Raw genomic sequence first — 11,658 nt, 5'->3', positions numbered from 1 at the left:
TTGAAAATACTGACTTTTAGCCTCTTTCAAAGAAAAATCCTCGGCGGAATGCCGAGGTCTTTGTCTACAGTCTGAAACCCTTGATTTCTCAAGGGTTTTATAGTAGCGAGAGGGGGATTCGAACCCTCGACACTGCGGGTATGAACCGCATGCTCTAGCCAACTGAGCTATCTCGCCATATTAAATTTTGTAATCAATGGGACCTACAGGGCTCGAACCTGTGACCCTCTGCTTGTAAGGCAGATGCTCTCCCAGCTGAGCTAAGATCCCATTTCGTTGTCGGACTTGTCTGACCGACTTCGTTATTATACTATCCATGCATGGTAAAAGTCAAGCACTTTTTTCAACTTTTTTCGATTTTGTTGATTTTTTGATTTTGTTTCAACTTCAGGCACATTTTACAACCTGTTTACAGCAATCTGCGATCAGGCCTCTTGTGGCAATCTTCACATCACCGTGACCACACAGATTTGCCAATGGAAGTTCTATCTTATCCATAAACCACAACAGCAATTTGTTATCACTGGTTACATCCCGAAGTACCAGTCTTCCTCCCGGACGAAGACATCTTTGTACACTTTTGAAAAATGCCAGTGGATCAGGATAATGGTGAAAACTGTTAGAACAGATAATTGCATCAAAAGCATTATCCTCAAAAGGAAAATTCTCACAGTCTCCGACTACAAACTCTGCATTTGGAATATTCTTCTTTTTTGCCTGTTCGATCATCGCCGGTGTCAGGTCAAGTCCCGTGTAATGGCGATCCGGATATTTTTTTGCTAATAAAGAAATCATCGGAGCCGGTCCGCATCCGGCATCCAATAAATCGGAAAATGGTTCTTTCTCTAATTCCTCTAAAATATCCGGATAATCCTTTTTACACATTTCATAGAGACCTGCATGGTCACTTTCATAATTCTTTGCTGCCTTCGTGAATTCTTTCAAAGACAGTTGCTTATATTCTTCGTTCGTCATTTTTCAGCCTCCTATATAAATCTGTTTTGGGATATTCCATTCCTCTTATATGCTCTTTTGCAGGAATTCACGGATAGCCTGTACATACTCATCCGCTTGCAAAATAGTAGAAAGATGTCCTCCCGATACATATTTGATCTCCGGGTTATGCATCAGTTGGATGAGATCTTTTTGCATCTTTCCCGAAAAGAAATCCTGATTTGGAAGTATCAGCAGTATTTTTCCTTCCAATTCCTTAAAATCTGGCTCTGCCACAGGTGTCTGGTTCATCAGATCCGCCAGCAGCCCGGAAATATGTACATCCTTTTCTTTTTTATAATCCTTAAAAATGGTTTCATACATATCCTGTGCATATGCCGCCTGTTCCTTGCTTTCGTTGCGGATGTGTCCCATGCCTGCCCTGATCAGTTTTGGTTTTAATTTTTCATAATTGCAATGCTTCATATAAAACAGCATCAGCGGTGCAAAAAAATATTTTTTCTTAAGGCTTTTCAGCGTCGCAGCATCCATGCCACCTGTTGAAATCAGGATCAGTCCGCCAACCTCTCCGTGATACTTCTGTGTATAAATCTGTGCAACCATACCTCCGTCACTTGCCCCAATAAAAATCGGCTGCGTGATTCCGATTTTTTCAAAAAATGCATGCATTCCTTTTACCAGTTCTTGATTGGTCCGAAGTTCCTGCGGATAGTCAAAAAGTAAGACCTGATAATCTGCCGCTAAAGAATCCACATAACCCATCCACATTTCTAATGTGTTCATTCCTCCATTTAACAGTACCAGTATTTTGCCACCCTTTTTCCCACTCAGTACATATCGAAATTTGCTTCCATCAACAGTCATGTTCTCATATGTATGCGCTGCCGTAAATAATTTCAAATCTTCTGAATATGACATATTCCAACCTCCTGTTCATCTTCCCTATATTTTTAAGTTTTCTCTTTGTTTCTTATCAAGCTCACATTTTCCATGCCTGATCCTTTTAAGTGGTTAGTTATTTCTAACCGTTATTAGTTTAGCACATTTTTTTCTGAATGCATAGTTTTTTCGCAAGAACAAAAGTGTGCTTCGCACACTCCCGCGCTCCAATTTCTTCTATAGCACAGCTTTTGTTCCGCGCGCGAGCGGTGCTGCCTCGCAACTACTTACCCCTCCGCGAGCTGCGCATCTTCGCCCGAAGGGCTTTTTGCTCTATAGGAAACACAAATTTTCACGCTTTAACGTAATACGGTATTTCCTATAGAGCAAAAAAAGACCCCATAGAACGGTTTTTCCGCCTACAAGGTCTTTCGCTTTTATTCTGTTTAACTATCCTATTTAAAATACTTCACTCCGGACTCAAACAGCTTCATATCCTGCTCTCCGTAGATATTCATTGCCACAGAGCGTCCTTTTCTCTCAGCATGAGCCATTTTACCAAGGACACGTCCATCCGGGCTTGTGATACCCTCAATTGCCATGTAAGAGCCATTGACATTCCACTCTTCATCCATGGTCGGCCGGCCTGCTTCGTTGACATACTGGGTTGCCACCTGACCATTCTCAAATAACTTGTCTAACCATTCTGTTGGTGCTACAAAACGTCCCTCACCATGGGAAGCCGGATTACAATAAATGTTTCCAACCTCTGTTCCTGCAAGCCAAGGGGATTTATTTGTAACCACTTTCGTATACACCATCTTAGAAATATGACGTCCGATCGTATTGTAAGTCAGAGTCGGAGAATTCTCTTTCTGTGCGGTAATTTCTCCGTAAGGCACAAGACCAAGTTTGATCAATGCCTGGAAACCGTTACAGATACCAAGTGCAAGACCGTCTCTCTCATTTAACAGACGCATCACGGCTTCTTTCATCTTCTCATTGCGGAATGCCGTTGCAAAGAACTTCGCACTTCCCTCCGGCTCATCACCGGCACTGAATCCGCCCGGGAACATGATCATCTGAGACTGGTCGATCGCCTTTGTAAATACTTCAACCGAATCACGGATATCCTCAGCACTTAAGTTTTTAAACACCTTCACGATCGTATCGGCACCTGCTGCCTCAAACGCACGGGCACTGTCATATTCACAGTTTGTACCTGGGAATACAGGGATAAATACGGTCGGTCTTGCAATCTTATTCTTGCATACATGAACATTTCCTGCTGTGTAAACAGGTGTATCTAAGACATCTTTTTCCTGTGTCGCACGGGTAGGGAATACCTTTTCTAAAGTCTGTGTCCATGCAGATAACGCTTCCTCCATGGTAATTGTCATATTTCCATAGGTAAATGTTCCTGTCGCTGTAACTTCACCAACAACCTGTGCCTCTGGAACTGCTTTTAAGATTTCTTCCAGTTTATCCGCAGAAACCTCGGCGATCAACTGACCAAAGCCAGGCTCAAACATTTCATCAGCAGAAATCTTTTCTGACATTGCCACACCAAGAGCATTACCAAATGCCATCTTGCTGACTGCTGCTGCCATACCTTTTCCGTCCAGCGCATAGGCAGAGCAGATTGCACCGTTTCCGATCAGGCTGTGGATCTTTTCATAGAGGTCCATCATCTGTGCATAGTCCGGAAGGTCATACTCATCTTTTGCAATCTTAAACCAGACAATCGGATTACCGGCTTTTTTGAACTCCGGTGTAATAATATCTTTTTCCTTTGCAATATCTACCGCAAAAGAAACAAGTGTCGGCGGAACATCAATCTCGTTAAAACTTCCTGACATAGAGTCTTTTCCGCCAATAGACGGCAAACCAAATCCCATCTGGGCACTGTAAGCACCAAGCAGGGCTGCAAACGGCTGACTCCAGCGTTTCGGATCTTCGCTCATTCTGCGGAAATACTCCTGGAAAGTAAAACGGATCTTCTTATAGTCACCGCCTGCTGCAACGATTCTTGCTACCGATTCTACTACAGCGTAAACTGCACCATGATATGGGCTCCAGGAAGACAGATATGGATCAAAACCATATGCCATCATCGTTACTGTATCACTGCTGCCCTTTGCAACCGGAAGTTTGGCAACCATACTCTGTGTCTCCGTAAGCTGATATTTTCCACCATAAGGCATATATACGCTTCCTGCTCCGATCGAACCGTCGAACATCTCAACCAGTCCCTTCTGGGAGCATACATTTAAATCGGCTAACATCGTCATCCATGCTTTTTTCACATTGCCTGCTGCAAGTGCATCGGCTACGCCGCTCAACTCTTTTTTGCCAAAGAATTTTTCCTTTTCATCCGGCATCTCAACCGTAACAGCAGTTTCCTGATGTGCACCATTGGTATCTAAGAAAGCTCTGGAAATATTGACGATCTCTTTTCCTCTCCACTCTAAAACAAGACGTGGCTCTTCTGTTACGACTGCAACTTCAACTGCCTCTAAGTTTTCTTCCTTTGCATAAGCTAAAAACTGCTCTACATCCTGTGGTGCAATGACTACTGCCATACGCTCCTGGGATTCGGAAATTGCAAGCTCTGTACCGTCAAGTCCTGCATATTTTTTCGGCACCTTGTCTAATTGCACGCGAAGACCGTCTGCTAACTCGCCGATTGCAACAGACACACCGCCTGCACCAAAATCGTTACATTTTTTAATAATATGAGCCACTTCTTCTCGTCTGAAAAGTCTCTGGATCTTTCGCTCTGTCGGCGGATTACCTTTTTGCACCTCTGCACCACAGGTATCAATAGACTGTGTGGTATGTGCCTTAGAAGAACCGGTTGCACCGCCGCAGCCGTCACGTCCTGTTCTTCCGCCGAGCAGGATGATGATATCGCCCGGACCAGAAGTCAGTCTCTGTACGGCACGTCTTGGGGCAGCTCCCATCACTGCACCAATCTCCATACGTTTTGCTACATAGTCCGGATGATAGATCTCCTTTACATAACCGGTTGCAAGACCAATCTGGTTACCATAGGAGCTGTAACCGTCTGCCGCTCCGCGTACCAGTTTTTTCTGTGGCAGTTTGCCCTCCATCGTATCTTTTACGGAAACCGTCGGGTCTGCTGCTCCGGTTACACGCATTGCCTGGTATACATAAGTACGTCCGGAAAGCGGGTCACGGATTGCACCGCCAAGACAGGTTGCTGCACCACCGAAAGGCTCGATTTCCGTCGGATGGTTGTGTGTTTCATTTTTAAAATTGACAAGCCACTCCTCTGTCACACCGTCTACCTCAACCGGCACAACGATCGAGCAGGCATTGATTTCCTCAGACTCCTCTAAATCCTCTAATTTTCCTTCTTTTCTTAACTTCTTCATTGCCATCAATGCAATGTCCATCAGGCAGACAAATTTGTCATCTCTTCCTGCGTAGATCTCTTTGTGTGTATCTAAATACTCCTGATAAGTCTTTTCTAATGGTGCTTTAAAATATCCATCCTCAAAGGTCACATCCGTAAGTTCCGTAGAGAATGTCGTATGACGGCAGTGGTCTGACCAGTAGGTATCCAAAACACGGATTTCGGTCATGGATGGATTTCTCTTTTCCTCACTCTTAAAATAATTCTGGATATGCAGAAAATCCTTAAACGTCATAGCAAGTCCTAAAGAATCATATAAATCCTTGAATGCCTTCTCTTCCATATCCATAAAGCCGTCAAAAACTGCCACATCTGCCGGCTCCTCAAATTCTGTCACTAATGTAACCGGTTTTTCCATTCCGGTCTCTCTTGAATCTACCGGATTGATGCAGTAATTCTTAATTGCTTCTAATTCCGCATCGGTGATCTCACCCTCGATCACATAAGTTGTCGCGGTACGGATGATCGGTTCTTCCTCTTCTTTTAACAGTTTTAAACACTGCTCTGCGGAATCGGCTCTCTGGTCGAACTGTCCCGGAAGGTATTCCACACTGAAAGTCTTTGCACCGTTTAACTCAAAATTTTCCTCATACACATCGTCAACCGGCGGCTCAAAGAACACGGTTCCCAATGCTTTTTTATAAGTCTCTTCTGAGACATTTTCTATATCATAACGAATTAATACCCGCACACCTGTTACGGTCTTAATTCCCAAGTAACTCTTAATTTCAGACTGCAGTTCTTTCGCTGCAACGGCATATGCCGGTTTCTTCTCTGCGTACACTCTTCTTACGTTACCCATAAAAAACCTCCTGTTGGAATCTGTATATTTTCACTCATTACAGTTTCATTATAGCATCTTAAGTTCAATTAGAAAAATTAATATATTTAATTCTATTTATAAGTGTTTCTAATCTATTTTCCCAAAACCCGGACATTGACGAATATATAAGCACAAATTATAATAGACTTAGATATTTATTAAAAATTCTCATAGATTATAAATTATAAAGGAGTTCTGCTATGGACATCAACTACGAACTATACAAAGTATTTTTTCACGTTGCCTCTTCCCTCAGCTTTTCAGAGGCGAGCAAACAATTATTCATCTCCCAGTCTGCGGTCAGCCAGTCCATCAAGACCTTAGAAAAAAAATTAGGACAACCGTTGTTTATCCGCAGTACCAAAAAAGTGCAGCTCACACCTGCCGGAGAAATCCTTTTAAAACACATTGAGCCTGCCATGAACCTGATACGCCGTGGAGAGGGTCAATTATTAGAAGCCAATACGCTTGGCCTCGGACAGCTTCATATCGGAGCCAGCGATACAATTTGTCGTTATTTTTTAGTTCCGTATTTAAAACAGTTTCATAAAAAATTCCCTTCCGTTCCGATCAAAGTCACAAACGCCACTTCGCTAAGCTGTGTAGACTTATTAGAACAGGGACGCGTGGATCTGATCGTCACCAATTTTCCAAACGCAAGATTAAACCATTCCTACGTTCAGAAAACCGTTTCACATTTCCACGATGTTTTTATTGCGAACCCTGCCTATTTTCATTTAGAGCAGAAGGAAATTGCACTTTCTGATCTGCGGGAATATCCGATCCTGATGTTGGACCGCAAGAGTACGACCAGTGAATTTTTACACAACCTCTTTTTGCAGCACCAGTTAGAACTGATTCCTGAAATTGAATTAAGCAGTAACGACCTTTTGATCGACTTAGCTAAAATCGGTCTTGGAATTGCCTTTATCCCAGACTACTGTCTGACCAGACAAAGCCGTGACCTCTTTATCTTACGCACCAAAGAAAAACTGCCGCAGCGTCAGCTCGTTGCAGCAATCAATCCGAATCTTCCGGTTTCCGCATCCACAGAGGAATTTTTAAAACTGCTTCCTCCGGAAGTTCTCTCTTAAATTCTGATTACTTCTGTCCCCCCCAGAAGTTCTTTAACACATTGCTGACACTTTCGTGACTGCATACCGTATACTCCTCCCATTCCCTTGGAAAGAGTCTGCGGTATTCCCACTGTAAAAAGCGCTCATCCAGCAGCGCAATGACACCTCTGTCCTCCTTCGTACGAATGACACGTCCCGCTGCCTGCAGCACCTTATTCATTCCCGGATAACGATATGCATAGTCAAACCCCTCGCCACTATGCGTTTCAAAATACTGTCTTAAAATTTCCCGCTCCTGTCCAACCTGTGGAAGTCCCGTACCGACAACAATCGCTCCAATTAAAAGTTCCTCCTTTAAGTCAATTCCCTCTCCAAAGATTCCGCCCATAACGCAGAAACCGACTAACGAATGTTTTCTTTCTTTTTCAAATTCCCCTAAAAATTCTTCCCGTTCCTCTTCCTTCATTCCTGTCGTCTGCACAATGCAATCCGTCTGCTCACCCATCATGGGGAAAAACTCCTCGTACACCTGCTCCAAAAAACGGTAGGATGGAAAGAACACCATATAATTTCCATTTTTTGCAGAGACAATCTTTTGGATATACTTTGCAATATTTTGAAACTCCATGCGATTTCGCCTGGTATATTTACTGCTGACTCCGTCGCCAATCAACAGACAGCTCTGCTCCTTAGAAAATGCCGTCTTTGCATAAATGGCATAATTATCCTCTTTTGTACTGAGTAACTTCTTATAATATTGGATTGGTAAAAGCGTAGCGGAAAAGAACACCGTGCTCCTCCCCTTGTCTAAACATTCCTGCAGATTCAACGCCGGGTCAACACAGAACAGTTTTATCATAAAAGAATGATTTTCTAAAAACTGCGTATAGATGACATAATGCTCATCTAACCTCTCATACATATTTAAAAAATGACGGACTTTTAGATATAAATCCAAAAATTCCTTCTTTCCCGGAAATTCTGTGCTTTTTTGTAAAAAGGTATCCGCTGCCGCGCCAAACCGCATCAGGGCAAATGCAAAATTCGAGATATTTTCACAGATCTGATAATCCTCACATTCCCGTTTATAAGCCAGAAGGATCTTATTACATTTCTCCAATTCCGCCGCTACTTTCTTGCTATATGGCTTGACCAGCTTTTTTACCGCTAAAAAGTCCTCTTTGACGAGCACTGCACTATACATACTCCGCGCCCGCTCCACCAGATTATGTGCCTCATCCACTAAAAACAGATACTCTTCTTTCGTTCCTTCCGCAAAAAATCTCCTCAGATAGACATTCGGATCAAACACATAATTATAGTCACAGATAATGTTATCTGCCCACGAAGCCGTATCTAAACACAATTCAAACGGACATACCCTGTGTCGGTGTGCCTGCTCTAAAAAGATCTCTCTGGTAAAAATCTCCTCCTTTTGCAAAAGTTCAAAGACCGCATCATTTACACGGTCAAAATGTCCTTCGGCATAAGGACAGTTCTGCGGATTACAGTCCATTTCCTCACAGACACACATTTTTTCCTTCGCTGTGATCAGCACCGTCTTTGCCTGATAACCCTTTCCGCCAAGAATCCGAAATGCATCTAAAGCTACGGTCGCCGTGATACTCTTTGCCGTCAGGTAAAAAATTTTCTCTGCCAGTCCTTCTCCCACTGCCCGGACAGATGGATAAATCGTAGACATCGTCTTTCCGGTTCCCGTCGGTGCCTGGATAAAGAGATTTTTCTTCCGGTAAATGGTCCTGTACACATCGGATGCTAATTCCCTTTGCCCTTCACGGTAATCAAATGGAAATTCCAGCTTTTGAATCGATGCCTGCCGTTTACACCTCCATTGATATTGAAAATCTGCCCATTTTTCATACTCTGCAACAATACCTAAAAACCAGTCTGCTAATTCCTGTACCGTATAATGGCTGACAAAACGCCGGATTTCTTCTGTATCGAGATTACAGTAGGTCATTTGGACTCCCATCTGAACATCCGGTGCAAACCTTTCTTTTTGGGCATACATATAAGCATAACATTTTGCCTGCGCTAAATGAACTGTAACAGGCCCTTCTAAATAACTTAAATCCATGTAAATGCCTTTGATTTCATCAATGGTAATCAGCTCTTCTTTGATAATTCCGTCCGCACGTCCCTCGATCACAAACTGATAATTTTCCCTTGGAATCTCAATTTTCAGTGGTACTTCTGCATGGTAAGAAGCACCCATTCTCCGCTGTATCTTTCGATGGACCCTGCTTCCCTCCTGCATCGCTTCTGCCTGCATCACTCTGCTTTTTCGATTGTCAATATCCCCCGAACGCAGAATAAATTCTACCAGATTTCGTACCGATATTTTAATATTCTGCTTTTCTGTCTGTTCCTGCAATTTTGTTCCTCTGTTTCTATATAAAAATTCTATATAATTCTTATCTGTTATTCGTACAGTATATCTACAAATCTGTTATACTTTTCATGAACTGTTGTGCTTTTAGTAGATGACACTGCTCATTGCCTACGTTCATTATAATGCATGCAAAAAGGGTCTGCAAACATTTCTATCGAAATGTCCACCGACCCTTTTCTTCCGTCATAAATTACCTGCTCAATACATACCTTTTTCTATGCGGTTAACTAAGCAACGGCATATTTCTGTACTGTATTCTCAAAGTCCATGTCTTTTCCACAATAGGTTACAGTCAAGACTCTTGATACTCCTAATCCCAGTACACCTAAAAAAGATTTTGCATCAATAATCACGCGATCATAGGAAATATCAATATCAAAATTACAGTTGCTAGCTGCCTGAACAAAATCCTGAACTTCTTCCCTACTGCGTAGTCTGATTTGTTTTTCGTTCATTTCATTCATTCCTTTCACCTTGATTTCTTTTCCCTTTTCTTTTTTTCCCTCACTATAGCTATGAATTATCCCATTTTTTACTTAATTTGTCAAATAAAGGTAGGTTTTATGCGACTGGTACCGTTTACACACTTTTTACAATCATTTCACAATTTAAAGTGTCAGATACTATGCTTTTTTTCTTTTCCATCGTTTGGAATTATGGATTTTCGCTTTTTTTCTGTGTATTCTGCACAATTTTTTCTCTATATTTTTATTAAAAACTTCCTTTTTTTACAATTTTTCTTATGTTTTTTTTGCTTTTCCGATTCTTCCTTTGGCTTTATCATCCACTTGACGTATGCAATGCTTCTTTTTATAATAACTTTAATTCTGTATTTTATGAAAAAAACGCAAAAAGGTGATACTATGATACTTTCAGATTTTTTCCAGCAGCATCCACAGGCAGCCATCGGATTTTCCGGCGGTGTTGATTCCTCCTACTTAGCTTACTGTGCAAAAAAGTATGCTCAAAATATATTAACAATATACTATAAAAGTGAATTTCAGCCGGAATTTGAATTTGAGGATGCGAAACGTTTCTGCGCTCAACACGAAATCCCTTTAAAAATTCTCCATGGGAGTGTCCTAAAAGACAATACCATTATCGAGAATCCCAAGAACCGCTGTTATTACTGTAAACAGCGTATTTTTTCCGCCATTCAAAAAGAAGCCCTTGCACAGGGCTTCTCGGTTCTGTTAGACGGCACCAATGCTTCTGATGAAGCCGATGACCGTCCTGGAATGTTAGCTTTAAAAGAATTGCATGTTCTATCACCACTACGCCTTTGCGGGCTGACCAAACAGGACATCCGCATGCTATCGAAAGAAGCCGGACTGTTTACCTGGGACAAACCATCTTATGCCTGCCTCGCTACCCGTATTCCTACCGGTATGAAGATCACCGGTGAACTACTTCATGCTATCGAATCCTGCGAAAATATCCTCTTTTCTATGGGATTTTCTGATTTCCGGGTACGCGTTCGGGACGGCTATGCTCTCTTACAGGTCACGGAATCTGACTATCCAAAAGCAAGTACCTCACTTAATCATATCCAACAGGCCTTTGCCGCTTATTTTCCAAAAGTTGTGCTGGATACGCAGGTACGATAAAGTGTACTACATCCGTGCCTGTTTTTCCATTAAAAAAGCAGCTATAAGTTTTATAGCTGCTTTCCTATATAAAGCAGGGACAGAAGGACTCGAACCCTCGACATTTGGTTTTGGAGACCAACGTTCTACCAACTGAACTATATCCCTTTATTATATTACATATACCTTCAAAACTTCATACAGATTCCTTGAACTTCTAAGACGGTCATCTCGATTCCGCTACGCTTCATCTCGATGATTATGCTACGCAAAACCCTGTCTGTAACCAGTGCCATTCATACAGGCAAGCCTGCTTCATGCCACTGTTTCCATCCAGCCGTCTTTCTCCGCTTTTGGTCAAGCCCTCGACCGATTAGTAACAGTCAGCTCCATACATTGCTGCACTTCCACCTCTGCCCTATCTACCTGATCGTCTCTCAGGGGTCTTACTTCCTTATGGATGGGATATCTCATCTTGGGGGGGGCTT

At 42.3% G+C, this 11,658-nt stretch carries 7 protein-coding genes, 3 tRNA genes and 1 rRNA gene; 2 read left to right on the top strand and 9 right to left on the bottom strand.

Going from position 1 to position 11,658, the window contains the following annotated elements; all coding sequences use genetic code 11:
- Positions 1-103: 103 nt before the first annotated feature.
- From WMO43_RS13715 to WMO43_RS13695, 5 genes are all read right to left on the bottom strand, one after another.
- Positions 104-177, bottom strand: a tRNA-Met gene (locus WMO43_RS13715).
- A gap of 20 nt (positions 178-197) precedes the next feature.
- A tRNA-Val gene (locus WMO43_RS13710) sits at positions 198-270 on the bottom strand.
- A gap of 117 nt (positions 271-387) precedes the next feature.
- On the bottom strand, positions 388-975 hold the full coding sequence (locus tag WMO43_RS13705; RefSeq protein ID WP_353531556.1) for a class I SAM-dependent methyltransferase: 588 nt from the start codon (positions 973-975) through the stop codon (positions 388-390).
- 45 nt (positions 976-1,020) lie between these two features.
- Complete coding sequence (locus WMO43_RS13700) at positions 1,021-1,872, bottom strand: alpha/beta fold hydrolase (protein WP_353531555.1); 852 nt, start codon at positions 1,870-1,872, stop codon at positions 1,021-1,023.
- A 416-nt stretch (positions 1,873-2,288) separates the two neighbouring features.
- Positions 2,289-6,074: a phosphoribosylformylglycinamidine synthase gene (locus WMO43_RS13695; protein ID WP_353531554.1), complete on the bottom strand. Its 3,786-nt coding sequence runs from the start codon at positions 6,072-6,074 to the stop codon at positions 2,289-2,291.
- Positions 6,075-6,295: 221 nt separating this feature from the next.
- Here WMO43_RS13695 and WMO43_RS13690 point away from each other — a divergent pair, with 221 nt between their 5' ends.
- Entirely contained in the window at positions 6,296-7,189 is an 894-nt protein-coding gene (locus WMO43_RS13690; protein WP_177962219.1) for a LysR family transcriptional regulator, read from the top strand.
- A gap of 7 nt (positions 7,190-7,196) precedes the next feature.
- Here WMO43_RS13690 and WMO43_RS13685 read toward each other — a convergent pair whose 3' ends face one another.
- Complete coding sequence (locus WMO43_RS13685) at positions 7,197-9,599, bottom strand: ATP-dependent DNA helicase (RefSeq protein ID WP_434784193.1); 2,403 nt, start codon at positions 9,597-9,599, stop codon at positions 7,197-7,199.
- 212 nt (positions 9,600-9,811) lie between these two features.
- A complete protein-coding gene (locus tag WMO43_RS13680; RefSeq protein ID WP_353531552.1) occupies positions 9,812-10,039 on the bottom strand; it encodes an HPr family phosphocarrier protein in 228 nt (75 codons plus the stop codon).
- A gap of 408 nt (positions 10,040-10,447) precedes the next feature.
- On the opposite strand from WMO43_RS13680, the gene larE reads away from it, so the two are divergent.
- Positions 10,448-11,191 carry an ATP-dependent sacrificial sulfur transferase LarE gene (gene larE / locus WMO43_RS13675; protein WP_353531551.1) on the top strand — a complete coding sequence of 248 codons (744 nt, stop codon included), beginning with the start codon at positions 10,448-10,450 and terminating at the stop codon, positions 11,189-11,191.
- 74 nt (positions 11,192-11,265) lie between these two features.
- Here the strand turns inward: larE and WMO43_RS13670 are convergent.
- Positions 11,266-11,338 (bottom strand) — tRNA-Trp (locus tag WMO43_RS13670).
- A gap of 185 nt (positions 11,339-11,523) precedes the next feature.
- Positions 11,524-11,658: ribosomal RNA gene (locus WMO43_RS13665) — 23S ribosomal RNA — on the bottom strand; the annotation flags it as partial.

Source organism: Maccoyibacter intestinihominis, assembly GCF_040096355.1.
Lineage (GTDB): Bacteria > Bacillota > Clostridia > Lachnospirales > Lachnospiraceae > Maccoyibacter > Maccoyibacter intestinihominis.
This window is presented reverse-complemented; position numbering and strand designations above follow the sequence as displayed.